Source organism: Streptomyces sp. NPDC029956, assembly GCF_055574655.1.
In genome coordinates, this window is sequence record NZ_JBVHZJ010000010.1 from 61,154 (window position 1) to 88,145 (window position 26,992).

Genomic DNA, 26,992 nt, shown 5'->3' on the forward strand with positions numbered 1-26,992 from the left:
TCCCCGGCCCCGGGCCGTTGTCGGATCGGGTCTGCCCCCGGCTTGGCGCGTCACGACGCCGGACGCCGCTCGCCCCCCTCGCGTCGCTCGCCGCCACGTACCTCTCCCGTGCTGTGTCCGCCGTGCCCGGTCCGGTTCATTCTCCCACCCGGTAAGGACGAACACACGGGCCGGTCAGTTCGCCGTGAGGACGGAGACGTCACCGTTGTCACTGCGGACGCTCACGGAGTGCTCGCTCTCGTCGCGGCGGGGGACGTCGATCCGGACGTCGCCGTTGTCGCTGGCGCCGGTCACCTCGTACTCGGCGGCGGGCACGGAGACGTGGACGTCGCCGTTGTCGGTGACGACGTCGACGCGGCGGGGGACGGAACCGAGGGCGATGCGTACGTCGCCGTTGTCGGACCGGGCGAGGACCTCGGGGGCGGTGGCACCGGGCTCGACGGTGACGTCGCCGTTGTCGGTGCCCAGGTCCAGCGCTCCGCCGGCCTTGCGCACACGCACGTCCCCGTTGTCGGAGCGCACCTTCATGGGGGTGGCGAAGCCGTCGGCGGTGATGCGCCCGTTGTCGTTGTCGACGGTGACGGCGACGTCGCGGGGGACCTGGATCCGGTGGACGGCGTCACAGTTGGAGGAGACGCCGTCGCAGTTGACCCGCAGGGTCAGCTTCCCGTCGACGAGCTTCCACTCGGGCTCGGGCCCCGACCCCATGAACACCCACCCGTCGACCTGACGCTCGACGCGCACGTCGTCGATGTCGGCGGGGGTGATGACGAGCTCGGAGTCGTCGGAGTCGACGGTGAGCGCGCTGCCGCCGAAGGCGAACGTCTTCCGCTCCACGGGCGCCCCCTCGACATCGGTCGAGCCGCACCCGGCGAGCGCGAGAGAGGCGACCAGCACTCCACCGGAGGCGAGCAAGACCCGGAACGGACGACGGACAGCAGCCATGACGCCGAGACCCCCACAAGAAACCCAGAAACGCGGACAGTCCCCAGACCGTACGACCCCACCACCCGCCGTCACGATCCGGCGACCCACCGTCCCGGGGGTGGGGCTATCCCCCCACCGACAGGTATCGGTTTGCAGCACCCACCCATGCGCCATGTAGGCTGTTGCCTCTTCCACGGGTGCGTAGCTCAGGGGTAGAGCGCTGCTCTTACAAAGCAGATGTCGGCGGTTCGAAACCGTCCGCGCCCACCAGCACAAAGGCCCCCGCAGCACATCGCTGCGGGGGCCTTTGACGGTACAGGCTGACGGCAGTCTCACTCGGGACGGCGCCGGCGGAGCAGCCGGTCCATGTGCCCCATCGCCTCCCTCCGACGCTCGTCGGAGACGTGCGTGTAGATGTTCATCGTGACGGCGATCTGCGAGTGCCCCAGGATCTCCATCACGACCCGCGCCGGTACTCCTGCGGCGAACAGGAGCGTCGCGCACCCGTGCCGGGCGTCGTGCAGCCGGATCCGGGGGAGCCCTGCCCCTGCCGCAATGCGCTGGAACGAACGGCTCAGGTTCATCGGCTCGACCGTGCGACCGGTACGCGTCGTGAAGACGTAGTCACTGTCCTGCCAGTCCTGCCCCGCCACACCCCGTCGCGCGGCCTGCCGGAGACGTTGCCAGCGAAGCGGCGGCACGCACATGAGGGGGAGAGGGATGACGCGGCTCCGGCGGTTCTTCGTGGAGTCCGCGTACAGCTCCTTCTGCACCCGCTGGATCTGGTTCCGCACGGTGAGGGTCCGACGGTCCAGGTCGATGTCCGACCAGCGCAGCCCGAGCACCTCCCCGCGGCGCAGCCCGAGGGCCACGGCCAGGACGAACGCTGCGTACAGCGCATCCCCCCTCGCTGCCTCCAGGAAGGTCGTCGTCTGCTCCAGGTCCCACGGCTTCAGCTCCCGCTGCTCCACCCGCGGGGCCGGTACGAGCTTGACCACGTTCCGGCTGATCAGTTCCTCCCGGCAGGCGGCGCTGAGCGCGCTGCGCAGGACTCGGTGCGACTCCTTGGCCGTGGCCGGCGACGCCTTGGCCGAGACGGCGGCGAGCATTCGGCGTACGTCGGCCGCCCCCAGGTTCTCCAGACGCTTGGTCCCGATGTTGGGGATCAGGTAAAGGCGGACGTGGGTCTCGTACTTGGCGTACGTCGTCCTCTTACGATCGTCCTTGACGAACTGCTCCAGCCAGTACCGCAGCCACTCGGAGAGCCTGGCCGAGCGGGTCGGGGTCGGGATGCCCTGGCGGTCCCGCAGGACGAGTTCCTGCCGCTTGGCGTCGCACTCCTCCCACGTGGCCCCGTACACCGTCTTCCTTTTCCGAGTGCCAGCCGAGGTCGCTCCGCTGACCTCGGCATAGGCAACCCGACCTCCGTCCCTGACAGGTAAGTTGCCACTCGGAGGCGTCCAACGATCCGAGATGGGGCGGTTCCACGAGGCGAAGGAGGCACCATGCCGGCGGACGAGGTAGGCCCGGACCGAGTCACCGAACAGCTCGAGTTGTCGATCGAGGAGGCACAGGACGAGGAGGAGCGAGACACCGCGATTCCAGATCTCGAGCCCCTCTCGTACTTCGGTACGGACTTCGACGTCCACGGTCTGGTTCGCCGACTGAACCAGAAGGACATTGTCGTCCCGAACTTCGACCCTGTGGCTGACTCTGAGTCTGACCTTTCTGGATTCCAGAGAAAGTTCGTATGGAAGAAGACTCAGATGGATCGATTTATCGAATCGCTCCTTCTCGGCTTCCCCGTTCCGGGAATTTTTCTCGTTCAGCAGTCAAACAAACAACTCCTGGTACTGGACGGTCAGCAACGCTTGAGGACGCTCCAGAAGTTCTTTAGTGGCGAGTATGTAAGGGGGGAATCCTTTCGCCTAGACAACGTCAGTCAAGAATTCAAGGGCCTCACTTACGGAACGTTGGACGATGAACAGAGGAGGCTTTTGGATAACACCTTCATTCACGCTACTGTTGTAAAGTACAATCGCGGCCTCGGGGGGGATGAGAGTGTCTATTCCCTGTTCGAGAGGTTGAACACCGGCGGAACGAATCTCTACCCGCAAGAGATTCGCGTGGCCCTTTTTCATGGGGAGCTGGTAGAGCTCTTGAGGGAGCTGAACAGCTATCCAGGTTGGCGTGATATCTATGGCCCGACCTCCGAAAGGCTTAAAGATCAGGAGCTAATCCTACGGTTCTTGGCTTTCCTGGAGGAAGAAGACAATTACAGGCGACCACTTAAAGTCTTCCTTAATGAGTTCCTTTCCGCTCATCGCGACTTGGAGGGGCTTTCCAGGGAAGACCTTCGCAGGACGTTTCATGCGACTTGCGACGTGGCAAGTGCAGCGCTGGGGAGGAAGGCCTTGCGGGCCGAGAGTCAAGTTAACGCCGCATTCGCAGACGCGATGCTGGTAGGCCTTACCCACCGTTTGAAGCGTGGCCCCATCCGCGATACGGATCGCCTGATCCAGGTTCGCGCAGAGCTCCTCGCCAATCCCGATTTCACCAGCGCCATCGCTCGAGCCACCGCCGACGAGGACCGGGTTTCGCGACGCCTCTCCCTGGCGAAAGAGGCCTTCGGGAAGATCCAATGACGCGAAAGAAAGCTTCCCATTCCACTGCGGCCCGCGTCCAAGTGGACAGGCTTAAGAAATCCGTCGAAGATCTATACATCCGCGCAGACCCCCGAAATATTGACGACTTTGAAATCGCCAGCGATCTGGGCAGGTACCTGTGCGTACGAGTTTCAGGATTCTTGGAACAGGCGACTCAGGTCATTCTGCGCGACTATTGCTCGCGAAACGCTTGGGGGGAGGTCCAGTCCTTCGCCCACTCGTGGCTTGACCGAATGCCGAACTTGAGTTCAGACGCTCTCGTGAAACTCGTGAAGAGATTCAATCAAACTTGGGGTGTCGAACTCGAAGAAATGCTTTCCAGGGAGGAGAGGCGGGCTAGCCTTAATGCACTCATCGGAATTCGCAATGACGTAGCTCATGGAAAGCATCAGGGCATGTCAAGGCAACAGGCGTGGGAATATTTCGAGCTAGCCGAATTGATAGTCGACTGGCTAATGCTGCGATTTGGCGAGGTTAACTCCAATGGCACCCGCCAGTAAGCTGAACCCCCTTTGATTCGCCGCCGACTTGCGGAACGCGCCATGACACCTAGCGTCGAGGTATGAGCGAGGACGTGCGGCCTACTCGTGGACTGACGAGGCTTGGCCACGCGCTCGTAGGCCGCTGACCTGTGCAGACGCCTCAGGCGCACGGGGCCTCCGGAGCCGTGTGTCGTGAGCGGCATCCTGGTCACCATGACTTCCGGACCCGTCCATGGCCCAATCGAGAGCACTCACGTCACGGTGACGGATGGTGCCGCACTCATTTTTACGTGGGACGCGGACTCACGGATCGAGGTTCGGAACCTTGGGGGCGAGGTTGTCATCGAGGCGAATGCCGCAGGCCTCAGGACGCTGGCTGGGCACCTGCTCGTACTGGCCGGCGACGGTATCTCCGACGGAGCGCACCTCCACCTCGAAGACAGAAACGGGCTGGAGGACGGCTCCGTCGGCTTGGTGCTGGAGCGGAGCGACCAGGAGTAGCGCCTTCAGCGCGTAAGCCCCTTGGTGGGTGGAGGTGATCGCCCTAGGGCGGGATGCGGCATGCCAAGTAGGGTGCCGCGCATGACCACTTCTCCTGATCACGTCGTCAGCAGAGAGGATCTGGCGTCCTTCGTCCGCTCTCTGCACCGCAGCTATGTCGACGGCGGCGAGTCATGGGACAACGTGGACCTTGCTGGGTTCCTGGAGGCATTGGCCGCATGGGTTGACGACGCGGACGGTTGGTACCGCAACACCGGCCGCGAGCTGCCGACCAATGGTGACTGGCGCGTCTTCGCTCAAGCTCTCCAAGCGGCGACCACGTACGAGTAGTCACAGGTCTCACACGGTCAGGGCACCAACCCAAGCAGAGCAGCCCCGCATGAGATCCGGGGCTGCTCTTTCATTTTCGGGCCCAGATCGGCCAGGAGTGCGGGGTAGGCGAGAACGTCGTTCGCCGCGCCCAGGAGCTGTTGATCTCGCAGGGTGTGCTGGAGGGGCGAGCCGGGTCCGGGACCTACGTGGCCGAGCCCCGGCAGCGGGTGCGGATGGTTCGATCCGCGGCGCGCGAGCAGCCTGACGGGTCGCCGTTCCGGGCCGACATGAGGGCCGTGGGGCGAAACGGCGGCTGGGAGAGCCGGACCGATGCCAAGGTGCCCGCGCCGGCGGAGATTGCTGCGCGGCTTGGGATCGGTGAGGGTGAGCTGTGCGTCCGGACCGTGTACGAGTTCCTCGCCGACGGACGGCCCGTGCAGCTGTCAACGAGCTGGGAGCCGTACGACCTCACCGGCGGGACCCTCGTCGTCCTTCCCGAGGGCGGGCCGCACGCTGGCGCCGGCGTCGTGAACCGCATGGCCGAGATCGGCGTCACGGTCGGCCACGCCGTCGAGCAGCCCGAACCGCGGCAGGCCACCGCCGAAGAGGCGTCACTCCTCGGGATCCAGAAGGCCGCACTCGTCCCGCACATCCGGCGGACGTACTACAGCGACGAGGGCCGTCCCGTCGAGACGGCCGACATCATCGTGCCCGCCGCCCACTGCGAGATCGTCTACGAGATCCCGATCAAGCGGTAGCTCGACTCAGTCCCGCAGGTCTGGCCAACCGTCCCGGTTGGAGTAGCTCTCGACGCAGTACCGGGTCGAGCGGTCCCACTCCTCGCCGGTGGCCAGCTCGTACGCCGTGTCCGGCACGTACAGCAGCCATTCGCCGTCCCGCTCGCTTGAGGTGTACGGCGTGAACTTGTCGGCGTCGAAGAAGACGCTCTCCCACACGGCCTGACCCGCGGCCACCACAGCGCAACGCGCGTACAGGAACACGTCGGATGATTGCGGGAACGGGCTGCCGAACCGGGCCGTCAGGTCGACCACCGGCAGAGTGCCGAACTTTTCCTGATCCAGGCGGTAGAGCGCCTCGGCATGCCGTTCCGCGAAGCCGACGATGTCGGAGACGGGACGGCGGCTCAGCTCCTCGGCGAGGCGCTGGCAGCTCTCTTCAGTCGCTTCGCCGTTCAGGGTGGCTATCAGTGCCCAGAAGTCGGCCCATGTCATTCTCACGGGCGCAGGATGTCAGGCCGGTCTGACATCCACGGCTGACATCAACGACGGCGGACGGGGCGGTCGCACCCGGCCAACCGCAGCAACCGTCAGCAGCGCCCCGCCCCCGGCCAGGACCCCACAACCGAACTCCTAAAGCGGTGGTCACACCTATGGTGACGGTTCTCGATCGAGCGGAGCGAGGCGTTGGCCAGTCGTGTCCCTGCCGCACAGTGCGCGGTGGTAGCGAAGGTGTGCCGCGTTGATCTGGTGAGCGGGATGCGGCCGGAGCTCGCCTATGCGGCTGCCGTCGGCAGTCATGCGAACGATGCCGTCCGGGTCGACGTAGATCGCCAATGTGTCGAACTGGACATGATGGTTCGGGCACAGCACCAGTAGGTTTGGCAACTCGTCGGGACCGTTATGGGGACGGCCCAGGCCGCGGATGTGGGCGGCTTCGCTGTAGGTGCCGAACCGCGTGGGCAACTGTAGGCCGCAGACCTGACATCGGTCGGCGTGCAGCTTCTTCGCCTTGGCCGCCAAATCGGCGTCGCGGACGATACGAGATGCGGCGACCGTACGCCGTGCGGCGGGACTGGCTTCCGTCCCCTGGTCTTCTGTGAAGTCGCCGACGCCGCTGGCCCTCTCGTAGCCGGCCAATCCCAGCCGTTGCATCAGGGCGTGCTGGTCTATGTCGGCAAGGTAAGTCTCCCGCAGCACGGCGATCGCTTCCGACCGCACGCACAGATCGCTCAGCAGCCGCTCGGCCCGCCCGACTATTCCTCCCTCGGGGTTCAACCTGTCGAACGTTGCCGCATGCACCTTGGTGGCCTGCTCGGCTGGCACACCATGCACATCCCACAGTTGGCTCGTCCGCAGGTGCCAGAACGGATACTCAGGGGTCACAGAAGAGTCTGGAAGGCCGAACTCGGCCAACAGCCCTCCCACCTCATCGCGGAACTGGCGCCATGGTGCAAAGGAAGGCTTTCCCGTAGCCACGCGGGAGATGCCCCACAGCAAGGCAAGTGGCTTGTGCCTGCTCTGCTGGCCGTTCCTCTGGTGGACTTTGAGGCTTCTCAACCTGTCCATGAGCTCGCTGACCGTCATATTCTCCAGCGACCCGGTTGGCGCAGAAGGGGCTGAAGCTGAGTCGTCCGGTCGGCGGGGGACGGGAAATAGGGTCATGGAGCCGCGGTCGTCGTCCTCCGAGTGCCAGCCTGAGTTACTGGCCCCGCGCGTGGTCTGCCGTCGCAACATCGGCAAGGCGGCATGCCCCTGCTCGACCCACTGACGCCAGGAGCGAGGAGCGCGCGTGAGCGCATCTGTAGCCGACAACCCTGGGCTTCCGCGGTCCTCGATCCAAGCCCAATCGACCTGATTGTCTTCTGCGGTCAGGTCCAGGACGGAGAGGTCATAGCGGTAGTTGGGGAAGGGCCTTCCCTCCGCCTCCTGATCGATCTGCTCGGCATCTTCGATGACCGCCACGCCGCAGAACTCGACGTATCCCTTCGGCGTTCCGTTCCGGGATACCGCCGCGAAGAGCAGCATAGGTGCGGCCAGTGCACGCTCTTCCGAGGTAGTTGCCTGATGGTCCCCCAGTGCCTCCAACAGCACTGCGTTGCCTTGGGTCGTTCCCACTGGCACTGTGTGATCCACCCTGTGGTCGCCGAAGTAGCGCACGTGGCCGTTGTCCAGGTCGAACACGTCGTGCCAAGGTGTCTCAGCGGTACCAGCCTTCCACGGGCTGGAACGGATCAGGATGGCTGGGCGGCGCCGCCCGCCGACAGCCTTGGCCTTGGCGATCGGGTTGATTCCCTTGCTGAGCTGGATCTGGGCGAGGACCGTGGAAGCTGTGACGTGATGGATATTCGGGTAGCCATCGATGCGCCTTACCGACGGGTCTCTGTTCTGGGCCGACCGAAACACGTCACCGACACGCAAGCTTCCCACTGGGCCTCCCCTGCTGCACCATCCTGCTTTCCTGATCTTGCCAGGCGGGGGAGCCCTTGCTCCTTTCAGGCGTGAACTATTTGTGGACGGCGGTTGCCGGGCGGGGGCAGGCGACCGTGTGACCAGCGGAGGCAGGCGAGCCGCATGGGGCCTCCGGAGCCGTGTGCAGGCAAGTCGCTGAGGCCTCCGAACCAATGGCAATCTGCTGGCCAAAACGCCTCACACCCTCCACGATGGCCGTCGTGGACCGGTTGCAGGACAGTGCTTGGCAGTACGTGGCGGAGGTGCTCCGCCCTGAGGATCTCCCGTTGATCGCTGCGCACGCGCTAGTTGACGGGCGCGACTCTCCTGCCCTGCGTGAGCTGGCCGGCCTGCCGAGCCGGAGCGATGCGACCGAGGTCCGCGAGCTGTACCTCCAGGCGCTGAGTGAGCTCGATGTGCCTCTTCCTGACGAGGAGACGGCTGGCCGACGTCTCCTCGTGAGCCTCGCGTTCGGTCTCGTGCAAGGCGCGCTGATCCCCAAGGAAGTGGGCGACGGCCTTTCGATGACCGTCACAGCACGCACCCAGGAGGAGATGCAGTTCCTCTCTGTTGCAGCGGAGTACAGCGAATGGATGGAACCGGACGATCTCCCGGCATGGGAACGCGAGCTACAAGCGGCAGCCCAGTTGTTGGCGGCTTCTACCGACCTCGGCCCTGGCATCCGCGTACCAGCTTTGCGGCACGACTGCCCCCCCCTGGCCGCGGCGCGCTCTCGTGCCAGATCTGTGCCAGATCGAGCGGTCAACCACGGACACTCGGAGCCCCTCGCGGGGCAAACGCCCGTCGAGAGACTCGTTGCCTGGCACGCGCGACGACCAGCGAGGACGTATCCACGCGTGGCGCCAGGCTTAGAAAGCAGATGTCGGCGGTTCGAAACCGTCCGCGCCCACCGCGTCGACCTTGCCAAAGGTCAAAGAAGGCCCAGGTCAGAGCATTGCTCGGTCTGGGTCTTCTGGTTTCCCCTGTGCGCCCCCGGCGAGGGCGCGATTCTCCGGCCCGGGAGCGTGGCGGAACGCACGCTCGAATGGTGCCTGCTTTGTCAGCCCCCGGGCCTAGCCTTGGACGCATGCCCGATCGACACGGAGAGACACCGAGCCCCGAGGCCCTGAACGACGCCATCCGCACCCTGTGGGTCCGCGCCGGCGAGCAGCACCGCTCGCTGACGTCCGACGAGCAGCGGATCTATCAGGTACTCGTGGCGGCGTGGGCCGAGGCGACGGGCGCCGAGCAGGAGCTTGCTGCTTAGGGCCGGGGGCGCGCCACCGGGCCGGTGGTCGGCATGGGGAAGCTGCTGACCGGCCGGGTGTGGAGCGATCGGCTGAGGGTCGACTGGTTCTTGCCGGGCAGCTCTGCTGGACGGCCCTGGCTGCCCACGATGCCGGGAGCACAGACCGAGCGCTGGATCGACCCCGAGCTCGGCGGATTCCGCGAACAGGCCGCCCGCCGGTCGCTACCCGTAGCGCCCGGGCCCACCGGTACGAGGCGGCGTGAACAGCAGCGCGCGGCCCCGCCTGCCGCAGCAGCGGGCGGGGCCGTGGCGGATCCCCCGACGGGGGTGGCGGGGAGGCCGTGCCGACAGCATGCACCCGAATCCGGCCATGGGGTAGAGGTGTGGCGGGAAATGGCTGCGGTGTCAGTGATTCCGCAGTGAAGGTCACGGACCGGTGAACATCATTCACGCATTGTTCACCATGCTCTACCGTGACCGGCCTGTACCAGCACCATTCGGGGGGAACCCGTGCGTACCCGCATCACCTCTACCGTCCTGCTCTGCGTCATGCTGGGCGGCGCCGTCGCCTGCCAGCCGGCCGACGACGCCAAGGCCCCCGCCACTGGCACCCCGCCAACGTCACCCGCGGCTCCGACAACGCCCGCTCCGACAACGCCCGCTCCGACTACGGTCCCTCCGACGACCAGCAAGCCGGCCAAGGCCGAGAAGGCCACCGTGCCGAACTTCGTCGGCATGGGCCTGCAGTCCGCCCAGGACGCGGCGCAGGAGCGGGGCTTCTACGGACTCACCTCCCATGACGCGCTCGGCCGCGGCCGCATGCAGGCCCTCGACCGGAACTGGAAGGTCTGCAACCAGAGCGTCCCGGCCGGCGCGACGACGGCCACCAGCACCACTCTCGACTTCGGAGCGGTGAAGCTGGAGGAGACGTGCCCTGCGAAGGAAGGTGAGGCGCCCTCCGCTGCGGGAGGGAAGATGCCGGACTTCACCGGGAAGTCGATGAAGGCTGCTCGGGCCGCCCTCGACTCGAGCACGTCCATCACCGCGACCGACGCCACGGCGGACGGCCGAATGGTTCTGATGGAGTCCAACTGGCAGGTGTGCGGCCAGACTCCCTCGCCTGGCGCCGCGCTCAACGGACAGCCGGTCGCATTCACGGTCGTCAAGTTCGACGAGGACTGCCCGTAGGGTCTGCTCGGCATGACGAAGCGGCCCGCTTCAGCCGTTGGCGGAAGGGGCCCGCTTCGTCGCGTCAGGCGCGTCAGGCGCGTCAGGCTCAGGCAGTGCGGGTAGGGGGGACACCCCGGGCTCGGCCTGGGGCTCCGAGACGCCCAGCCGGCGCGCTGGGTCACGTACCGAATCGCCGACGGCGTGGTGAGTCCGGCGCCGTGGAGCGGACGTCACGATCGCCGTCCGCCGGTTCCCGGGTGCGGGAGGGGTCGGGTCTCGCCCGCCACCGCACACCGGCGGGGAGGGAAGCCGCTGATGCGTCCGGACCGAACGGAAATCTGCTGGCCACGACGGCTCGCGCCCTCCACGATGGCCGTCATGGACCGGTTGCAGGACAGTGCGTGGCGGTACGTGGCTGAGGTGCTCCACTCCGAGGAGCTTCCGATGCTCGCTGCCCACGCGCTCGTCGACGGGCACGACTCTCCTTCCCTGCGTGAGCTGGCCGGCCTGCCGCGGCAGAGCGATGCGACCGAGATCCGCGAGCTCTACGTCCAGGCCCTGAGTGAACTCGGCGTGCCTCTTCCTGACGAGGAGACGGCCGGCCGACGTCTTCTCGTGAGCCTCGCAGTCGGTCTCGTGCGAGGTGGGCTCAGTCCCCAGGAAGTGGGCGACCGGCTTTCGATGACCGTCGCGGCTCGCACCCAGGACGAGACGCGGTTCCTCTCCGTCGCAGCGGAGTACAGCGAATGGATCGGACCGGACGAACTCCCGGCGTGGGAACACGATCTACGAGCGGCGGCAGCGTTGTTGACCGCGTCCTCGGCGGGAACGTCTGCTGCCGCGGCGCCCGTCAACCCGCAGTGGAGTCGACTGTCAGGCCCGCGGGTTCGGGCGTGATGGTTCCCGTCCACCAACCTGGTTCGTCGCTCGCCTCCCGCGAGATCGCCAGTGGTCGGCCGGCCAGCTGCTCTGCCTTGTCGTGTGAGGCCGTCCGGGCCTCGGCCGGGTCGCTGTCGGCGCCGGGCCGGGGGAGGCAGCCGTCGACGACGGCGCCGGAGAAGTACATGGCGTAGCGCCACACATCGGGCGTGCGGTACAGGACGAACGTCCTCGGTGTGCCGAACCCGTCCCGCCAGTGCTTCCGGCCGCGCTTCATGCCCGCACGGTAGCCGTGGCGCCCGCGATCCGCCCGTGTGTCTCGGCTCGGATGTCGTTCGGCCGAGCGGGTGCTGAGCATGCCCCCGGCACCGCCCCGGGCGCGCGCGGTCGTGTGTGATCGGATGGGTGCATGCGCACTCGGACCTTGTACCTGTTCAGCTCCGCGGCCTTGCCCGTCTTCGACATCGCCCACGTCATCGAGGACGCACAGGCCGACGGCTGGGACGTCTGTCTCGGCCTCACTCCCACCGCTGCGCGCTGGCTCGGTGACTCCCTCGACGGCCTCGCGGCTCTCACGGGCCATCCCGTCCGCTGGGACTACAAGCTGCCCGGCCAGCCCGATGTGTGGCCCGCGGCGGACGCCGTCCTGCTGGCGCCCGCCACGTTCAACACGATCAATCAGTGGGCGCTCGGGATCACGGACAAGTTCGTCGTCGGCGTGGCGGCCGAGGGCATCGGGAAGCGGATTCCCCTCGTGACGATGCCGTGTGTGAACTCGGCGTACGTGCAGCACCCCGCGTTCGAGCGGTCGGTGGAGACGCTCCGCGGGGCCGGCGTCACCGTCCTCTACGGGGAGGGCGGCTTCGTGCCGCACGAGTCCGGCGCCCCGGTCGCCTACCCGTGGGGTGTGGCGCTCGCAGCCGTCGGTGCCGGGTCGTACGATCCGGCGCGCGGCGATCGGCATGAGTGACGAGCCGATCCGGCTCGGAGGCGCGAAGACCCGTAGACCGTCCGAGCCCGTCTGAGGGAGAAGGCCCCTCGCCCGTCGGGGCGAGGGGCCTCTTCGTGCCGTGAGTCCTGTTCCGGGCCGGGCGGTGGGGTGGCGGGCGTCAGGCCTTGATGACTTCGACCTTCTTGTCGCCCGCACTGGCCTCCACCTTCACCGTGCCCGTCTCGCGGTTGCTGGCCGAGGTGGTGTCGGCGGTCGTGTGGGCCGCCAGGGTGGCCAGCGCGGCCGCGGCGAGGGCGACGAGGGCGATGACGGCCTTGGTGGCGGTCGTCGGGTGGGCGAGGTGGGACTGCGGCTGCACGGGGCCCCCTGAAGTTTTCGTGAGTGAAGGCGAGTTGAAGGTTGGTCGACGGCGCGTCGACGGTGGTTGAACCTACCTTGCGGGGGGCTGTGGGGGAATGGGTGAAGAGTTGACGGGGACCTGGCAGGGCCGGTGTACTCGCCGCATGGCTGAGGTGGGGGACGCGCCCGGACCCGGGGCGCAGGGCGGCGAGATGACGCCGCAGCGGTACATCGAGACGAGGCTCTGTCAGTACCAGGGCTGGTACGACGCCAAGGCGACCCGGATGAAGGCGATGCATCTGCGGATGCGGACCGTCTCCGTCGTCGGTGGCGCGCTCGTGCCCGTGTTCGTGAATCTGGATCTGGCCTTCGCGCGGGTCACCGCCACCGTGCTGAGCGTCGTGGTGGTCGCCGCCGTGTCGCTGGAGAGCGTCTACCGGTACCGCGAGCAGTGGAAGAACTACCGGTCCACCGAGCAGCTCCTCGGGCACGAGCGGGTCTACTTCGAGACCAAGGTCGGGCCGTACCACAACCTGCCGAAGCGGGAGGCGTTCTCCACGCTCGTCGCCCGGGTCGAGAAGGCCATCGCCAACGAGAACTCCGCGACCCTCAACGTCATGACCCTCGGCGGGCAGGTGAACTCCGACGTCCAGCAGCACGGGATTCCGGCCGCCCGGGAGTCCGAGGCGGGGGCAGGGGCCGGGCCGGCGGCGGGGGAGAAGTAGACGACGGTGGGGGAGGAGTGAGCGACGGCGGGGGAGGAGCAGGCGGCGGCCCGGGAGAAGTGGGCGACCGCCGGGGAGAGGCGGGTGCGCGGACGGCCCCGGGGGGTTTCCCGGGGCCGTCCTCCGTCCTAGGGGGCCGTCCGGCGTGGTGCTCGAACCTCGTGGTGGGTCGGCGCCGTCGGCGTGGTGCTCGACCCCCGTGGTGGCCGGCACCGCCGGCATGGTGATCAGCCCTTGTGGTGATCAGCCCTCGTGGTGGGTCAGCACCACTTGTAGTCGACCCGCGTCGAGTTGTACGAGCACGTGTCGATCCGCGCGCCGTTCGACTTCTTCAGCGTCGCGGTGTCGCGGTCGTTGTTCCAGACGTACCAACCGCGGTTCTGGTAGACGTTCGCGGACGAGTTCGTGCCGCGGCCCGTGCGGACCGTCACGATCTTGCCCTTGCCGAGGACGAGGTTGCCGAAGGTGTACTTGTGGTTCGCCGCGTCCGTCAGCGTCCAGCCGCGCAGGTTGACCGCCGCGCCGGTCGTGTTGCGTATCTGCACGTACTCGCCGTTGAGGCTCGTGTTGCCGCCGCGGTCCGAGCCCGGGCTGTCGTAGTAGATCTTGTACAGGTGGACCGATCCGGCGGCCTGTGCCTGCGTGGGCAGCAGCAGGATGCCGGAGGCCGCGGCCGCGGTCACGGCCGCGAACGTGCGTGCGCGAAGCATGAATGTCCCTCAGTTTCTGCCGGGAGCCCGCCGATGGGACCCGACGAGCACACAGAATACGCACGCTCTTCACCTCATCCGCACAACTTCATGCGAGTGGGCGCAGCGGTAATTTAGTCTTGGTCCATGTTCGACAGGTCCCTGCGAGTCACCGTGCTCGGCTCCGCCACCCCCTACCCCCGGCCCGGCAACGCCTGCTCGGGCTATCTCGTCGAGGGCGGCGGGGCGCGCGTCTGGGTCGATGCCGGCAGCGGCACCCTCGCCGAGCTCCAGCGGTACGTGGCCCTCGGGGACGTCGACGCGGTGTGGATCTCCCACCTGCACGCCGACCACTCCGCCGACCTGCTCACCTTCTACTACGCCTTGCTCTACGCGGGACTCGGAACGGCCCTGCCCGTGCCCCTCCTCGGCCCCGTCGGGATCGCCGACCGGCTCGCCGGGTTCCTGACCAACGGCCCCGAACGCAGCCCCGTCGAGAAGGCGTTCGCCGTTCAGGAGCTGCACGACGGGCACGTCGCCCGCGTCGGCGGACTCACCCTGACCTCCCGCGCCGTCGAGCACGGCCTTCCCGCCTTCGCGCTGCGCGTGGAGGACGAGGACGGCCGTTCGCTCGTCTACTCCGGAGACTGTGAGCCCTGCCCCTCCCTCGTCGAACTCGCCCGCGACTGCGACCTGTTCGTGTGCGAAGCGGACGGGGAGACCCCCGGACACCACTCCGCGGCCCAGGCCGGCGCGACCGCTGCCGCGGCCGGTGCCGGGCGGCTCGTCCTGACCCATGTGGGGTCGGCGCTGCCGCCCGGGGAGGCCGTCGCACGGGCCGCCGGGTCGTACGCGGGCGCCATCGCCCACGCCGATCCCGGGCTCCGGTTCGACGTCACGCGTCGAAGTCGTACTCCAGGACGTACGACGACGAGTCCAGCGTCATCTCGTTGAGCTCCACCGCCATCCCCGGCCCCGTGAACGCCGTACGGCCGATGAGGACCACGGGCGTCCCCAACTCCAGGGCCAGCCGGTCCGACTCGTCCGCCGTCGGCATCCGACAGCGGATCTCCTCGCGGAACCGCACCGGCCGGTGGCCCAGCTCCGTCAGCCGGGCATAGGTCCCGCCCGGCCCCGTGTCCGGCTCGGCGATCGCCGTCCCGCGCACCAACTCCGCGGACAGGTACGAGACCGACAGCAGTACGGGCTTGGCGTCGAGGACGAAACGGCGGCTGCGTACGCACACGGGCGCGCCCGGCGTCAGGTTCAGCGCCCCCGCGACCCGCGCCCCCGCCTCCGTCTCGGCCACCTCGATCTGGTCGACGACCAGATCCCGGTTCTCCACGTCCGCCGACCAGACCGAACGCCCGTTTCCCCACTGTTCGCCGGACAGGCGCGGGATGCCCCGGCGGCGCAGCGGACGGAAGACCCGGACGAAGACCCCGGCGCCCTTGCGGGCCTCGGCGAGACCCTCGGTGCGCAGCACGGAGAGGGCCTGCCGGGCCGTCATCCGGGCCACGGCGTAGGTCGTCATGAGGTCGTTCTCACCGGGGAGCCGGTCACCCGGCGCGAACGCGCCCGACTGGATCGCGGTTCTCAACTCGTCGGCGATGCGCTGGTACTTGGGCCGACGAGCGCTGTCCTGGTCAGTCACGGGTGGACCACTCCCTTCATCTGCGGACACCCTACGGCGCGCCCCGAGGCCAGGGTGCACACGTGTACGCCGCCCCGCCCGGCCGATCCATCCATCGGGGGACATCTCTAGAGATACGTTGACAGGGAGGGGGCGGAGGGCTTCTCTGGTTCTCCCCAGGCTTCAGGGATCGGGACGGAGGGGACGCGTGCAGCCACTGCCCGAGGTCGGTGACCTCGTCCGTGACGCCGCCACCGGGCGGGTCGGCTTCTACGTCGGGAGCGCCTCCGGAAGTCCCTCCGGAAGCCTCTCCGGAAGTCCGTCTGGGAGCCTCTCCGGAAGTCCCTCCGGGAGTCCCTCCGGACGCTGTTTGATCCGGCCCGTCCACGGCGGCGCCGAGTGGGAGGCCGAGCCCGCCGACGTACAGCCGGCCACGCCGCTGCGCGAGCTGCGCGCCCGGGCCGCCGAGATCAACGCGCGGAGCCGGCGGGGGCTGTCCTGAGGTTGCGCGTCACCGGCCCCCGGCCGACGGTCCCCCGACCGGCGGCCCGGGGGCCGGGGCCTGAGGTCCAGGAGGCGGGGCCGAGCCCCGGGGGCCGAGGCCCCGCTCTTCCCTCTCGGCGGTTGTCAGTGGGGCGCGCCACACTGGAGGCATGTGCCGCAGCATCAAGACTCTCCGACCGCCCGCGCTGCCCGAGGAGGCGACCGAGGACGACATCCGCGCCGCCGCCCTGCAGTACGTCCGCAAGGTCTCCGGGTTCCGCGCCCCCGCCGCCCACAACCGCGAGGTCTTCGAGCGGGCCGTGGACGAGATCGCCGACGCGACCGCGAGACTCCTCGACGGCCTGGAGGTACGCGGAGCGCACCACGCGCATCACGCGCACCCGACGCCTTCGGCGCAGCCCGCCGTCAGGAGGCAGGCGCGGGAGCCTCAGCCGGACGCCGTATGAGGTAGGCGGCGAGCCCGCCCGCCAGGAACAGCGCGAGGGTCGACACTCCCGCGCTGAACCACGTCGCGCCCAGCCACTGCCCACCCAGCCAGCCGAGCCCCACGCTGTACGAGGCCCAGGTCACGCCCGCCAGGGCCGACCACGGCAGGAACTCCTCCACGCGACGCTTCGCCGCGCCCGCGCCCAGCGAGACCACCGAGCGGCCCGCCGGTGCGAAGCGCGCGAGGACGACGAGCAGCCCGCCGCCCCTGGCCAGCGCGGTGCCGAGACGTTCCTGCGCCATGGACAGGCGCCGGGACCGGGCGATCGTCCGGTCGAGCCTGGCGCCACCCCTGAGCGCCAGCCGGTACGCCAGGAAGTCGCCGAGCACCGAGGCCGTGGCCGCGCAGAGCAGCAGGGGGAGCAGGGAGGGCACGTCGGGGGTGGCCGCGGTGGCCGATGCCGCCGCCGTGGCGGCGGTGATCACCAGGAAGCCGCTCGGCAGCACGGGCAGGAAGACGTCGAGCAGGATCGACGTCGCCACCACCGGGTAGATCCATGGACCGGCGGTGAGCGACCGCAGCGAGCCAAGGCTGTCGAGCAGATTCACAGGGGCAGAGCCTACGCGGGGGCGGGGGGCCGCCCGCCGGGTGGGTGCCGGGCTCCGCGGGACCCGAGCGAACGTGTGCGACTTTGCGGGAACGTGCCCGGAGCGAGGGGCCGGTTCCGGGCCGGAGGGGCAGGAGAAAGGGCCGGAACGCGTGCTGCGTGGTCCGGCCCTTTCCTGTATGCGACTCGGGTACGGGGCTTCGATACGGGGCTCCGGTACGGGGCTCCCGGACCTCAGCCTGCCGGGTCGGGCTGCCTCAGACCTCAGCCTGCCGGGTCGGGCTGCCTCAGGCCGCCGGGCCGACGTGTCTCAGGTCGCCGTCGGCGTCCTGCCTCAGGCCGTGACCGGGGCGGCCTGCTCCTCGCGCTCCTCGCGCGTCCCGCGCTCCGTGGCACCCGCGCCCACCCGGCCGCGGAAGAGGCCGTCGAGAGCCAGCGCGCCCGGGCCGGTGAACACCAGCAGCACGAAGGCCCAGCAGAACAGGGCCGCGGTCTCGCCGCCGTTCTGCAGCGGGAAGAGGGACTCCGGCTGGTGGACCTTGAAGTACGCGTACGCCATCGAGCCCGAGGCGAGGAACGCGGCGCTCCGGGTGCCCAGGCCGAGCACCACCAGGCCGCCCGCGCCGAGCTGGATGACGGCGGCGTACCAGCCCGGCCAGGTGCCGGCCGGGACCGTCCCGCCGCCCATCGCGCCGCCGAGGACGCCGAAGAGCGAGGCGGCGCCATGGCAGGCGAAGAGCAGGCCGACGACGATGCGGAAGAGGCCCAGCGCGTACGGCTGCGACTGGTCGAGGCGGCCCGCGAGCGTGCTCGCGCCGCCCGGGCCCTTCACGTTCTGCTGGCTCTGCTGAGTCTGCTGATTCTTGTGGTTGTTCGGGGTGTTCATGGGGGGACTCCTTCGGCCTGGCCCCGTCCGTGGGGTGGACGGGGAGTGGGGACGGAAACCGATGAGGCCGTCAGGTTAGGCACCCCTCACTAGTGCTTGCAAGTTCAACATCAGGCCACCGGGAAGTGTGTGGTCAGGTTCACTTCCCGGTGGCTGCTGTTGATGCAGAGTCAGTAGTGGCTTCCTCAGCAGCCGTTGAGCACGGACTGGAGGGCGCTCTTCTCGGCGGAGTCGACGCTGAGGTTCCAGTAGTACTTCACGTGCACCCACGCGCGGGCGTACGTGCAGCGGTACGCGGTCCGCGAGGGCAGCCACTCCGCCGGGTCCTGGTCGCCCTTCGACTGGTTGACGTTGTCCGTGACGGCTATCAGCTGCGGCCGGGTCAGGTCGTTCGCGAAGGACTGGCGCTGCGAGGTCGTCCACGCGTTGGCGCCCGAGCGCCAGGCCTCGGCGAGCGGAACCATGTGGTCGATGTCGAGGTCGGAGGCGACGGTCCAGGTGGCGCCGTCGTACTGCGAGTACCAACTGCCGCTGGTCGCGGCACAGCTGGAGTCCGTGACGACGTTCACGCCGTCGCGCTTGAGGACGGTCTCGCGGGTGTTGCAGGCGCCGGACTGGGTGATCCAGTGGGGGAAGAGGTCCCGGCTGTAGCCGGAGGAGGAACCTTCCGCCTTCACGGTGAGGGCGGCCAGGTACGTGCGGGCGGTGGCGGCGCTGACCGGGGTGGGCATCGCGGCCTGGGTGGCCGGGGCCGTGGCGAGGAGGCCGGTGACGGTGAGGGCGGCGGAGGTGGCGAGCACGGCGAGTCGACGCGCGTAGACGTTACCGACGGGCATGGGAACTCCCTTGAGGTGGGGGGACCTTGGCGGGTGCCGTCCCCGTGGGTGCCGGGCGATGGCCCGGTCATCGTGGCGGCGCGAGGTTTCGATGGGGGGTGCGCCAGGTAACAGAGTGGCGACATGGGCACGTCACATCAAGGGGTGCGGCACGTCCTGATGGAGCGACAGATTCCGCCGGGAGTGGCGGAGGTGGGGCGGGAGCGGCCGTCGGTGGGCGCGTGCGGGGGTACGACGAGACCCCGGGCCGCTTCCGGCCCGGGGTCTCGTCCCGTCGTGCATCCCCGTCTGGGGGTGTTAGTGATGGTGCTGTCGGTGTTTCTGCCGGTGGCCCTGGAGGAGCGCGTCACCGGAGTTGCGTGGCGTCAGAGGGAGGCGTCACCGGAGGGGCGTGGCGCCGGGGGAGCGCGTCACCGGAGTTGCGTGGCGTCAGAGGGAGGCGTCACCGGAGGGGCGTGGCGCCGGAAGTGCCCGGGGTGCTACGGAAGTACGGTCAGCGTGATCGAACCGTCGGCCGCGGGCTCGACCCGCAGACGGGTGAGGTCGGCGATGTGCACGTCCGGCGCGAAGGCCGCCGCGCGCGGGCCGACGCCCACGATCCGCATGCCGGCCGCGCGGCCCGCCTGGATGCCGGCCTCCGAGTCCTCGAAGACGATGCACTCCGCCGGGTCGAAGCCCAGCTCGGCCGCGCCCTTCAGGAAGCCCTCGGGGTCCGGCTTGCTCGCGCCGACGTGCTCGGCGGTGACCCGGGTCTCCGGCATCGGAAGCGCGGCGGCGCCCATCCGGGCCTGCGCGAGAGCCTCGTCCGCCGAGGTCACCAGGGCGTGCGGCAGCCGTGCGAGCGCGGCCATGAAGGCGGGGGCGCCGGGGACGGGCACGACCCCGGCGAGGTCCGCGGTCTCCTCGGCGAGCATGACGCGGTTGTCGGCGTGGTTCTCGGCCATCGGGCGGTCCGGGAGGAGGACGGCCATGGTCGCGTACCCCTGGCGGCCGTGGACCACCTTGAGCACGGCGTCCCCGTCGAGGCCCTGCCGCTCCGCCCAGCGTCGCCAGCAGCGCTCGACGACGGCGTCCGAGTTGACGAGGGTGCCGTCCATGTCGAGGAGGAGGGCGCGGGCGGTGAGCGTTGCCGGGGTGGTGGCGGGCATCGGGTCTCCAGAGGGGGTGGTGCGGAGAACGAAGCGGTCCCGCCCACCGGTCAGGGAATGCGGGCGGGGCCACTTTGTTCTTCTACGATACAAAACCGGGAGGCGTCTTGGCCAACCGGTCCGCATGCCGGGACCCGGGCCGGACCGTCCGCGGCTCAGATGTCGGGGGTGTTCTCCTCCAGGATCCGGCGCGTCTCGGGGCCGTAGACGCCCTCCGGGTCGCCCGGGATGTACCGCCACGACTGGTAGCGGGCCACGGCGTCGCGGACCTCCTCGTCGTACCGCCCGTTGATGCGGCCGTCGTAGACCCACACCGCGGTCAGCCGTCGCTGGAGTTCCCGCACCTCGTGGCCGGAGGAGCCCAGGCTCAGGGTCCCGACCTCCTCCTCGCCCTCCCCGGGCGCCACGGCCGGAGGTGTCGTCGTGTCCTGCGGAGTCGCCGGTGGGGCGTCGGTCGGCGCCGACGACGAAGAGGCCGACGGGGGTGCCGCCGCGCCGCCCGTGGTCACGGAGGCGCTCGGCGACGCGCTCGTGGGGGTCGGTGAGGGCGATGTGGACGACGGTGACGCGGACGCGGACGTCTCGCGCGGAGTCGGGGACGAGGACGTCGGCTCCGGGCTCTGCGACGAGGGGGAGGGGGACGGCGCCTCCGACACCCCGAGGTTCAGCGACGCGCTCGTGGTCACGTCCGGTACGGCCGCCCGGTCGTTCGGCTCCTCCCCGCCGCCCAGCACGGCGGCCGCGAGGGCCGCGGTGCCCGCCACGGCGACGGCGGTCACCGCAGCGACCAGCGCACCGCGCCGGCGCCCGCGCCCCCGCTCGTCCCCCCGTCCGTGCCCGTGGCCGGGCGGCGGGGGTATGTCGCCCACGCCGCGCAGCAGCAGCGGCATGGTCTCGGAGGGGTCGCCCCCGGGGTGGGGCTGGGCCGGAAAGCCCGCGGTGCTGCCGTACGGCTCGTACCTGTCGCCGCCGACGTCCCCCGAGGCGGCCCCGGTGGTGCCCCCGGGGGCGCCTCTGCCGACGCCTCCGCCCGACGCTCCGCCCGGCCCCCCGTCCGGCCGGATCGCCGCCAGCGGCGCCGTCGGAGGGTCCTCCGCGTCCGAGACGTACGTACCGGGGCCGTTCGAGCCGGAGCCGTGCGCACCGGAGCCGTACGCATCAGCCCCGTACCCATCGGCCCCGTACGCCCCGGAACCGTGCGGACCGGAGTCGTACGCGCCAAGGCCCCCCGACCCCGCGCCCCCCGACCCCGCCGCCGGTCCCGACCCCGACCCCGCCGGTCCCGACCCCGCGCCCCCCGACCCTGCCGTGGCCCCCGGCCCGGTCCCCGCGCCGCTTTCCTTCGGCGCGTCCAGCGTCACGTACGGCCTGATCCGGAGCGGATCGAAGTCCTCGGCCGCCGCCAGTTCGGCCTGGGCGCAGGCGCAGCCAGGTCTCTGTACACCGCATTCAGGACAGACATGTCCGGTCATGATGGGTCCCCTCCCCGAGACAACTGCTGGCGATTATGCAGCCCACCCCCTCCCCCGTGACGAACGGGCAGGCGAATGGGCGGGCGAACAGGCAGGCGGATGGGCATGCGAACAGCCAGGTGAACAGCCAGGTGAGCGGGTGGGCGAACGGACGGGTGAACCACCGCACCCTCCGCAGGCCATATCCGGACATTCGGACCAGGATGGAGGAGCCGTCCCATGGGCCGTCCGGCGGGACGCCCGACGCGACGCCCCGAGGAGACGCCCATGGCCCAGGAAGTCAGCCCCTCCGGTCTCGGTGGCGCCCCCGCGCCCGGGGAGGAGCGGAGCCGCCGCACCGTCCTCGTCGCGATCGGCGCGCTGCTCCTCGGCATGCTGCTGGCCGCCCTCGACCAGACCATCGTCTCCACCGCGCTGCCGACCATCGTCAGCGAGCTCGGCGGCATGGAGCACCTGTCCTGGGTGGTCACCGCCTACATGCTGGCGTCCACGGCGGCCACCCCGCTGTGGGGCAAGCTCGGCGACCAGTACGGGCGAAAGAAACTCTTCCAGGCCGCGATCGTCCTCTTCCTCATCGGCTCCGCGCTCTGCGGCATCGCCCAGAACATGCCGCAGCTCATCGGCTTCCGCGCGATCCAGGGCCTCGGCGGCGGCGGTCTCATCGTGCTGTCGATGGCGATCGTCGGCGACCTGGTGCCGCCACGGGAGCGCGGCAGGTACCAGGGGCTCTTCGGCGCCGTCTTCGCCACCACCAGCGTCCTCGGTCCGCTGCTCGGCGGGGTCTTCACCCAGCAGCTCTCCTGGCGCTGGGTCTTCTACATCAACCTGCCGATCGGCATCGTCGCCCTCTTCGTGATCGCCGCCGTCCTGCACGTCCCGGTGCGCTCCACCCGGCACACCATCGACTACCTGGGCACCTTCCTCATCGCCTCGGTCGCCACCTGTCTGGTCCTCGTCGCCTCCCTCGGCGGCACCACCTGGGCCTGGGGTTCGGCGCAGATCATCGGCCTCGCCGTCCTCGGAGCCGTACTCCTCGTCTGGTTCGTCCGGGTCGAGCTGCGGGCGGCCGAACCCGTGATTCCGCTCAAGCTCTTCAGGATCCGGACGTTCAGCCTGGTCGCGGTCATCAGCTTCGTCATCGGCTTCGCGATGTTCGGCGCGATGACCTATCTCCCGACCTTCCTCCAGGTCGTGCAGGGCGTCACCCCGACCATGTCCGGCGTGCACATGCTGCCGATGGTCGCCGCCATCCTGATCACCTCGACGGTCACCGGCCAGATCGTCTCCCGCACGGGCCGCTGGAAGGTCTTCCCGATCGCCGGCACCGCCGTCACCTGCCTCGGACTGCTCCTGCTCCACGGGCTGACGGAGACCAGCACCACCGGGGAGATGAGCGTCTGCTTCTTCGTCTTCGGCGTCGGACTCGGCCTGGTCATGCAGGTCCTCGTCCTGATCGTGCAGAACGCCGTCCCGTACGAGGACCTCGGCGTCGCCACCTCCGGCGCCACCTTCTTCCGGTCCATCGGCGCCTCCTTCGGCGTCGCCGTCTTCGGCACCGTCTTCACCAGCCGGCTCACCCGCACACTCGACGACGTGTTCGCCGCCGCCACCGCCTCCGGACAGGACCTTCCGCCCGGCATCGGCCCCGAGCAGGTCGCCGCCGACCCGCGCACCGTCGCCGCACTCCCGGCCGACCTGCGCCCCGACGTCCTGCACGCGTACGCCACGTCCATCACCGACGTCTTCCTGTACGCGGCGCCCGTCGTCCTGGTCGCCTTCGTCGTCGCCTGGTTCCTCAAGGAGGACAAGCTGCGGGCCTCGGTCACCGCGCCCGACACCAGCCAGACGCTCGCCTCCGACCCCGTCGAGCGCTCCTCGTACGACGAATGCGCCCGCGCCCTGTCCGTCCTCGGCTCCCGCGGGGGCCGCAGGGCGATCTACGGGAAGATCACCTCCCGCGCGGGGCTCGATCTGCAGCCCGCCGCGAGCTGGCTGCTGCTCCGCATCCGCCGCCACGGCACCGTCGAACCCGCACGGCTCGCCGAGCACGTACCCGTGCCGCTGCAGGTGATCACGGAGGCCTCCCGGCAGGTGGAGGAACGGCGTCTGGTCACCCGTGAGGGACTCCAGCTGATGCTCACCGAGGAAGGCGTCCAGGCCGCGACCCGGCTCGACGCGGCCCGCGAGGAGTCGCTGGCCGAACTGCTCGGCGACTGGTGGGGCCCGGACCGGCCCACCGACCTGGTGAAACTCGTGGAGGAACTGACGGCCGAGCTGAGCGGCTCGGACGCGGAGCGCTCGCACGACCCCGACCCGCCCCGCGACCACCACGGGTAAGTGTGCCTCCCCACGCCCTGTATGACCGTCACTCAGAACCCCTCAGTACGCTGGCCCCTTCAAGATCACATCACAGGGGGAGCGGGCAGGATGAACAGCGAACAACCACGCCAGGGCCAGGGTTGGCCCGCGCCGCCGGGACATCCGCCGGCCGGACCGGCGAACGGCGGACACGACGGTCACGGAGGCGGGTACGGAGGCGGGTACGGAGACGGTTACGGCGGCGGGCACGGCGGTGGACACGGTGCCCCGGCGCCGATCGTCGTGACGCGTACGCCCTCGCACCGGGGCGCCTGGATCGGTGCGGGAGCCACACTGGTGGCCGCGGTGATCGGCGTCGTCGGGACGTACCTGGTGAGCGCCGACAACGACGGCGACTCCGCGCCGCCGCAGGCACAGACCCCGGTGTCGGGCCCGGCCACCCCCTCCGGAGCGGAGACCGGGAGCGGCGACGACGCCCCCGCGGACTCCTCGCGGAGTCCGGAGGCCACGACGAGCCAGGAGGCGTCGGCACCCCCGGCGACACCGACCTCCCCGGCCCCGCCCGCGAAGCCGGCCGGCACGGTCGCGTGGCAGGGACCCCTGGTGATCACGTACACGGAAGACAAGGACCTGGACTCCGCACCTCCCGTGGAGTCCGAGATCCGCGAGCAGAACGACTTCTCCGTCTACCCCTTCGGCGGCCACATGCTGCGGCCCGGGGACGAGGTCAAGGCGCTGCTCTGGAAGGACTCGACGAACAAGACGCCCTCGTACGAGGACTGCGCACGGGACATCGACACCCTGGGCACCTCGACCGAGACGGAGCTCAGGACCGGCATGGTCGTCTGCGCCGCGACGAACGACGGCCGCCTCGCCCGCCTGACCGTCAGGGAACTGGCCGGTCTCGCCTCCGACACGCGCGCCGTGTTCGACGTCGTCGTCTGGAGCCGCTGACCGGAGTCCCGCCGGCCTCCTCGGCGGGCCGGTCAGAGATCCTTGCCGTACCAGATGTCCATGTACGGGCCCGCGCAGTAGGCCGGGATCTCGTCGTACCCGTGCCGGGAGTACAGGGCGCGCGCCTCGACCAGGTCCAGGCGCGTGTTCAGGACCATCCTGCGGGCGCCGAGCCCTCGGGCCGCGTCCTCCAGGTTCCCCAGGAGCGCGCCCGCGCCGCCCAGGCCGCGGAAGGCGTGACGCAGGAAGACGCGGGTGAGTTCCGCCCGGTCCTCGTCGAGGAGGAGCACCCCGCCGCACCCGGCGGGCCTGCCCTCGTACCGCGCGACCAGGAACTGCCCGGTCGGCGGGGTCAGCAGCTCGACCCCGTCGTTGGTCAGGCCCTCGTCGATCTCCGCCCGCGTCGCGGGGCGCTTCCAGTAGCGGCTCGCGACATCGTCGTAGTAGTCGCGGCGCAGGGCGGTGGCGTCCGCGGTGTCGACGCGCTCGGCGGCGAGGTTCCAGGTCATGCGCGCCATTGTGCGGCGCGCACGACCTGGGACGCAGCCCGGTTTTCCCCGGACGCCCGGCCGGGAGGGTCAGCTCTTCGGGGACGCCTGCTGGACGACCTCGAAGGACCAGAGGGTGGAGCCGGACGCGGCGGGCCTGGGCCGCTCGCCCTCGGCACCCCCCGCGCCGCCGCCCCCGTGCGCGGCCTTCATGGAACCGTTCATCCAGGCCTGGAAGTCCTCCTCACTGCGCCAGCGCGTGTACACCAGGTACTGGTCGGTGCCCTCGACGGGGCGCAGCAGCTCGAACCACTCGAAACCGTCGGACCCCTCCACGGCCCCGGCCCGGGAGGCGAACCGCTGCTCCAGAACCTCACGCTGCTCGGCCGGTACGGCCAGGACGTTGATCTTCACGATGCTCATGAAAGGCAGGATATGACTCCCGGTCCCATCGCCTTCGAGGCGGACGCGGTGCGGGCCCTGGCGGCCCGTTGGTCGACCTGTCTGGGGGAGGGCGACTTCGTGTGTTCCCCGGTGGGGCTGTGGCTCGCTCTTGCCGCCGCGGCCTCCGGGGCGCGTGGGCGGACGGCCGAGGAGCTGCGGGGGCTGCTCGGGGTCGAAGGGGAGGCGGCCGCCGAGGCGGTGGCCGTCGTCGGGCGGCGGCTCGCGGTGACGGACGGGGTCGCGTCGGCCACCGGCGTGTGGAGCAGGGTGGCGGTGCTCGACGCGTTCCGGCGTGGTCTGCCGGATGTGGAGTTCGGGGTGCTGCGGGGGGCGCCGGCCTGGTTCGAGCTGCCCGACGAGGTGTTCGGGGCCACGGACGACGTGTCCCTGGGCGAGACTCCCGCCGTCGCCCAGGACGAACTCGACGCCTGGGTGCGGGAGGCGACCGGTGGCCGGATCGCCGGGCTGCCGCTCGGGCTCGACGGCTCCGAGGACCTGGTCCTCGTCAACGCCCTCGCCCTGAAGGCCTCCTGGCTGACCGCCTTCCCCGCGCACCTCACCCGTGACGAGCCCTTCACCGACGGCTGCGGGGTCACCCGGCCCGTACCGACCATGCGGCGGCGGATCCCCGCCTCCTGGGTCTGGTCCGTGGACGGGGTCACCGTCGTCGAGCTGCCGTGCGCGGGTGACGAGGCGGCCGCCCGGGTGCGGTTCGTTCTCGGCCGGTCCGGCGCCGGACCGGCCGACGTGCTGCCCGCCGCCTGGGCGGGGCCCGAGGCGCGGAGGCCGCTCGCCGCGGACGCGGCCGACCTCACGCTGCCGCGGTTCACCCTCCGTACGAAGACCGAGGCGGACGCCCATCTGGCGGCGCTCGGCGTCAGCCGGGCGTTGCGGCCCGGTGCCGACTTCCCGGGCCTGTCCCCGGTCGGCCTCTTCATCTCCAAGGTGGTGCAGGAGGTGCTCGTCGAGGTCGCGGAGGAGGGGGTCGAGGCGGCCGCCGTGACGCAGGTGGCGATGACCCGGAGCGCGGCGCCGCCCCGTCGGCAGGCCGTGGAGCGCATCGCCTTCGACCGCCCCTTCGGCGTGGTCGTCCTCGACGCGTCCGGCGAGCTGCCGCTCTTCGCGGGCTGGCGGCGGAGCGCACCGGGCGGGGCCGGCTCCGGAGCGCCGTAGCGTCATCGCCGGGTCGCGAGAC

Annotated in this window: 32 protein-coding genes and 1 tRNA gene; 17 read left to right on the forward strand and 16 right to left on the reverse strand. The window is 69.9% G+C overall.

Annotation, left to right across the window (positions count from 1 at the left end; all coding sequences use genetic code 11):
• Nucleotides 1-174 precede the first annotated feature (174 nt).
• Entirely contained in the window at nt 175-945 is a 771-nt protein-coding gene (locus ACZ4XX_RS10570) for a DUF4097 family beta strand repeat-containing protein (RefSeq protein WP_468507550.1), read from the reverse strand.
• Nucleotides 946-1,122: 177 nt separating this feature from the next.
• On the opposite strand from ACZ4XX_RS10570, the gene ACZ4XX_RS10575 reads away from it, so the two are divergent.
• Nucleotides 1,123-1,197: transfer RNA gene (locus ACZ4XX_RS10575), tRNA-Val, on the forward strand.
• A gap of 62 nt (nt 1,198-1,259) precedes the next feature.
• Here the strand turns inward: ACZ4XX_RS10575 and ACZ4XX_RS10580 are convergent.
• Complete coding sequence (locus ACZ4XX_RS10580) at nt 1,260-2,402, reverse strand: tyrosine-type recombinase/integrase (protein WP_468507675.1); 1,143 nt, start codon at nt 2,400-2,402, stop codon at nt 1,260-1,262.
• 30 nt (nt 2,403-2,432) lie between these two features.
• Here ACZ4XX_RS10580 and ACZ4XX_RS10585 point away from each other — a divergent pair, with 30 nt between their 5' ends.
• The 5 genes from ACZ4XX_RS10585 to ACZ4XX_RS10605 all read left to right on the forward strand — a co-directional run bounded on the left by ACZ4XX_RS10585 (nt 2,433) and on the right by ACZ4XX_RS10605 (nt 5,646).
• Complete coding sequence (locus tag ACZ4XX_RS10585; protein WP_468507551.1) at nt 2,433-3,572, forward strand: GmrSD restriction endonuclease domain-containing protein; 1,140 nt, start codon at nt 2,433-2,435, stop codon at nt 3,570-3,572.
• Nucleotides 3,569-4,093, forward strand: a complete 525-nt coding sequence (locus ACZ4XX_RS10590; protein ID WP_468507552.1) for a HEPN domain-containing protein — start codon at nt 3,569-3,571, stop codon at nt 4,091-4,093. Before ACZ4XX_RS10585 ends, ACZ4XX_RS10590 begins: the two co-directional genes overlap by 4 nt.
• A 174-nt stretch (nt 4,094-4,267) precedes the next feature.
• On the forward strand, nt 4,268-4,576 hold the full coding sequence (locus tag ACZ4XX_RS10595; protein ID WP_468507553.1) for an Imm32 family immunity protein: 309 nt from the start codon (nt 4,268-4,270) through the stop codon (nt 4,574-4,576).
• An 81-nt stretch (nt 4,577-4,657) separates the two neighbouring features.
• A complete protein-coding gene (locus tag ACZ4XX_RS10600; RefSeq protein WP_468507554.1) occupies nt 4,658-4,906 on the forward strand; it encodes a DUF7660 family protein in 249 nt (82 codons plus the stop codon).
• 62 nt (nt 4,907-4,968) lie between these two features.
• Complete coding sequence (locus tag ACZ4XX_RS10605; RefSeq protein WP_468507676.1) at nt 4,969-5,646, forward strand: GntR family transcriptional regulator; 678 nt, start codon at nt 4,969-4,971, stop codon at nt 5,644-5,646.
• A 6-nt stretch (nt 5,647-5,652) separates the two neighbouring features.
• Here ACZ4XX_RS10605 and ACZ4XX_RS10610 read toward each other — a convergent pair whose 3' ends face one another.
• The 3 genes from ACZ4XX_RS10610 to ACZ4XX_RS10620 form a co-directional block, all read right to left on the reverse strand.
• Entirely contained in the window at nt 5,653-6,120 is a 468-nt protein-coding gene (locus tag ACZ4XX_RS10610; RefSeq protein WP_468507677.1) for a DUF4240 domain-containing protein, read from the reverse strand.
• 156 nt (nt 6,121-6,276) lie between these two features.
• Nucleotides 6,277-8,046 carry a phosphorothioated DNA-binding restriction endonuclease family protein gene (locus ACZ4XX_RS10615; RefSeq protein ID WP_468507555.1) on the reverse strand — a complete coding sequence of 590 codons (1,770 nt, stop codon included), beginning with the start codon at nt 8,044-8,046 and terminating at the stop codon, nt 6,277-6,279.
• A gap of 335 nt (nt 8,047-8,381) precedes the next feature.
• Nucleotides 8,382-8,561, reverse strand: coding sequence for a hypothetical protein (locus ACZ4XX_RS10620; protein ID WP_468507556.1), 180 nt, complete (start codon nt 8,559-8,561; stop codon nt 8,382-8,384).
• Between the two features lie 602 nt (nt 8,562-9,163).
• On the opposite strand from ACZ4XX_RS10620, the gene ACZ4XX_RS10625 reads away from it, so the two are divergent.
• From ACZ4XX_RS10625 to ACZ4XX_RS10635, 3 genes are all read left to right on the forward strand, one after another.
• Nucleotides 9,164-9,343, forward strand: coding sequence for a hypothetical protein (locus ACZ4XX_RS10625; protein WP_468507557.1), 180 nt, complete (start codon nt 9,164-9,166; stop codon nt 9,341-9,343).
• A gap of 492 nt (nt 9,344-9,835) precedes the next feature.
• Nucleotides 9,836-10,513, forward strand: a complete 678-nt coding sequence (locus ACZ4XX_RS10630) for a PASTA domain-containing protein (RefSeq protein ID WP_468507558.1) — start codon at nt 9,836-9,838, stop codon at nt 10,511-10,513.
• 360 nt (nt 10,514-10,873) lie between these two features.
• The gene (locus ACZ4XX_RS10635) at nt 10,874-11,392 is read left to right on the forward strand and encodes a hypothetical protein (protein WP_468507559.1); all 519 of its coding nucleotides are present in this window, start codon (nt 10,874-10,876) and stop codon (nt 11,390-11,392) included.
• Here ACZ4XX_RS10635 and ACZ4XX_RS10640 read toward each other — a convergent pair.
• Nucleotides 11,346-11,651, reverse strand: a complete 306-nt coding sequence (locus ACZ4XX_RS10640) for a hypothetical protein (RefSeq protein ID WP_468507560.1) — start codon at nt 11,649-11,651, stop codon at nt 11,346-11,348. The two genes, ACZ4XX_RS10635 and ACZ4XX_RS10640, sit on opposite strands and share 47 nt — an antisense overlap.
• A gap of 132 nt (nt 11,652-11,783) precedes the next feature.
• Here ACZ4XX_RS10640 and ACZ4XX_RS10645 point away from each other — a divergent pair, with 132 nt between their 5' ends.
• Nucleotides 11,784-12,344, forward strand: coding sequence for a flavoprotein (locus ACZ4XX_RS10645; RefSeq protein ID WP_468507561.1), 561 nt, complete (start codon nt 11,784-11,786; stop codon nt 12,342-12,344).
• Nucleotides 12,345-12,483: 139 nt separating this feature from the next.
• Here the strand turns inward: ACZ4XX_RS10645 and ACZ4XX_RS10650 are convergent, their stop codons facing one another.
• Nucleotides 12,484-12,684 carry a hypothetical protein gene (locus tag ACZ4XX_RS10650; RefSeq protein WP_468507562.1) on the reverse strand — a complete coding sequence of 67 codons (201 nt, stop codon included), beginning with the start codon at nt 12,682-12,684 and terminating at the stop codon, nt 12,484-12,486.
• 145 nt (nt 12,685-12,829) lie between these two features.
• On the opposite strand from ACZ4XX_RS10650, the gene ACZ4XX_RS10655 reads away from it, so the two are divergent.
• Nucleotides 12,830-13,390 (forward strand): DUF4231 domain-containing protein, encoded by a 561-nt coding sequence (locus ACZ4XX_RS10655; protein WP_468507563.1) that lies wholly within the window; start codon nt 12,830-12,832, stop codon nt 13,388-13,390.
• Between the two features lie 260 nt (nt 13,391-13,650).
• Here the strand turns inward: ACZ4XX_RS10655 and ACZ4XX_RS10660 are convergent, their stop codons facing one another.
• Nucleotides 13,651-14,100, reverse strand: a complete 450-nt coding sequence (locus ACZ4XX_RS10660; protein WP_468507564.1) for a lamin tail domain-containing protein — start codon at nt 14,098-14,100, stop codon at nt 13,651-13,653.
• 126 nt (nt 14,101-14,226) lie between these two features.
• On the opposite strand from ACZ4XX_RS10660, the gene ACZ4XX_RS10665 reads away from it, so the two are divergent.
• On the forward strand, nt 14,227-15,033 hold the full coding sequence (locus ACZ4XX_RS10665; RefSeq protein WP_468507565.1) for an MBL fold metallo-hydrolase: 807 nt from the start codon (nt 14,227-14,229) through the stop codon (nt 15,031-15,033).
• Here the strand turns inward: ACZ4XX_RS10665 and ACZ4XX_RS10670 are convergent.
• Entirely contained in the window at nt 14,975-15,733 is a 759-nt protein-coding gene (locus tag ACZ4XX_RS10670) for a GntR family transcriptional regulator (RefSeq protein WP_468507566.1), read from the reverse strand. The two genes, ACZ4XX_RS10665 and ACZ4XX_RS10670, sit on opposite strands and share 59 nt — an antisense overlap.
• A gap of 187 nt (nt 15,734-15,920) precedes the next feature.
• Between ACZ4XX_RS10670 and ACZ4XX_RS10675 the strand changes: the two genes are divergently transcribed.
• Together ACZ4XX_RS10675 and ACZ4XX_RS10680 are read left to right on the forward strand one after the other, a co-directional pair.
• Nucleotides 15,921-16,214: a hypothetical protein gene (locus tag ACZ4XX_RS10675; protein WP_468507567.1), complete on the forward strand. Its 294-nt coding sequence runs from the start codon at nt 15,921-15,923 to the stop codon at nt 16,212-16,214.
• Nucleotides 16,215-16,365: 151 nt separating this feature from the next.
• Nucleotides 16,366-16,662: a DUF2277 domain-containing protein gene (locus ACZ4XX_RS10680; RefSeq protein WP_468507568.1), complete on the forward strand. Its 297-nt coding sequence runs from the start codon at nt 16,366-16,368 to the stop codon at nt 16,660-16,662.
• On the opposite strand, the gene ACZ4XX_RS10685 is transcribed toward ACZ4XX_RS10680, so the two are convergent.
• The 5 genes from ACZ4XX_RS10685 to ACZ4XX_RS10705 form a co-directional block, all read right to left on the reverse strand.
• On the reverse strand, nt 16,622-17,251 hold the full coding sequence (locus ACZ4XX_RS10685; protein WP_374115485.1) for a DedA family protein: 630 nt from the start codon (nt 17,249-17,251) through the stop codon (nt 16,622-16,624). The genes ACZ4XX_RS10680 and ACZ4XX_RS10685 overlap by 41 nt on opposite strands.
• A gap of 333 nt (nt 17,252-17,584) precedes the next feature.
• Nucleotides 17,585-18,136, reverse strand: a complete 552-nt coding sequence (locus ACZ4XX_RS10690) for a DoxX family protein (RefSeq protein WP_468507569.1) — start codon at nt 18,134-18,136, stop codon at nt 17,585-17,587.
• A 185-nt stretch (nt 18,137-18,321) separates the two neighbouring features.
• Nucleotides 18,322-18,972, reverse strand: a complete 651-nt coding sequence (locus ACZ4XX_RS10695; protein WP_468507570.1) for an HNH endonuclease family protein — start codon at nt 18,970-18,972, stop codon at nt 18,322-18,324.
• Between the two features lie 479 nt (nt 18,973-19,451).
• The gene (locus tag ACZ4XX_RS10700) at nt 19,452-20,120 is read right to left on the reverse strand and encodes an HAD-IA family hydrolase (protein WP_468507571.1); all 669 of its coding nucleotides are present in this window, start codon (nt 20,118-20,120) and stop codon (nt 19,452-19,454) included.
• A gap of 155 nt (nt 20,121-20,275) precedes the next feature.
• Entirely contained in the window at nt 20,276-21,010 is a 735-nt protein-coding gene (locus ACZ4XX_RS10705) for a peptidoglycan-binding domain-containing protein (protein WP_468507572.1), read from the reverse strand.
• 849 nt (nt 21,011-21,859) lie between these two features.
• Here ACZ4XX_RS10705 and ACZ4XX_RS10710 point away from each other — a divergent pair.
• Nucleotides 21,860-23,929 (forward strand): MFS transporter, encoded by a 2,070-nt coding sequence (locus ACZ4XX_RS10710; RefSeq protein ID WP_468507573.1) that lies wholly within the window; start codon nt 21,860-21,862, stop codon nt 23,927-23,929.
• Between the two features lie 264 nt (nt 23,930-24,193).
• Nucleotides 24,194-24,865 (forward strand): hypothetical protein, encoded by a 672-nt coding sequence (locus ACZ4XX_RS10715; RefSeq protein ID WP_468507574.1) that lies wholly within the window; start codon nt 24,194-24,196, stop codon nt 24,863-24,865.
• A 32-nt stretch (nt 24,866-24,897) separates the two neighbouring features.
• Here the strand turns inward: ACZ4XX_RS10715 and ACZ4XX_RS10720 are convergent, their stop codons facing one another.
• Nucleotides 24,898-25,383, reverse strand: coding sequence for a GNAT family N-acetyltransferase (locus tag ACZ4XX_RS10720; RefSeq protein WP_468507575.1), 486 nt, complete (start codon nt 25,381-25,383; stop codon nt 24,898-24,900).
• A 60-nt stretch (nt 25,384-25,443) separates the two neighbouring features.
• Nucleotides 25,444-25,776 carry an antibiotic biosynthesis monooxygenase family protein gene (locus tag ACZ4XX_RS10725; RefSeq protein ID WP_468507576.1) on the reverse strand — a complete coding sequence of 111 codons (333 nt, stop codon included), beginning with the start codon at nt 25,774-25,776 and terminating at the stop codon, nt 25,444-25,446.
• 12 nt (nt 25,777-25,788) lie between these two features.
• Here ACZ4XX_RS10725 and ACZ4XX_RS10730 point away from each other — a divergent pair, with 12 nt between their 5' ends.
• On the forward strand, nt 25,789-26,970 hold the full coding sequence (locus ACZ4XX_RS10730) for a serpin family protein (protein ID WP_468507577.1): 1,182 nt from the start codon (nt 25,789-25,791) through the stop codon (nt 26,968-26,970).
• Nucleotides 26,971-26,992: the final 22 nt, after the last annotated feature.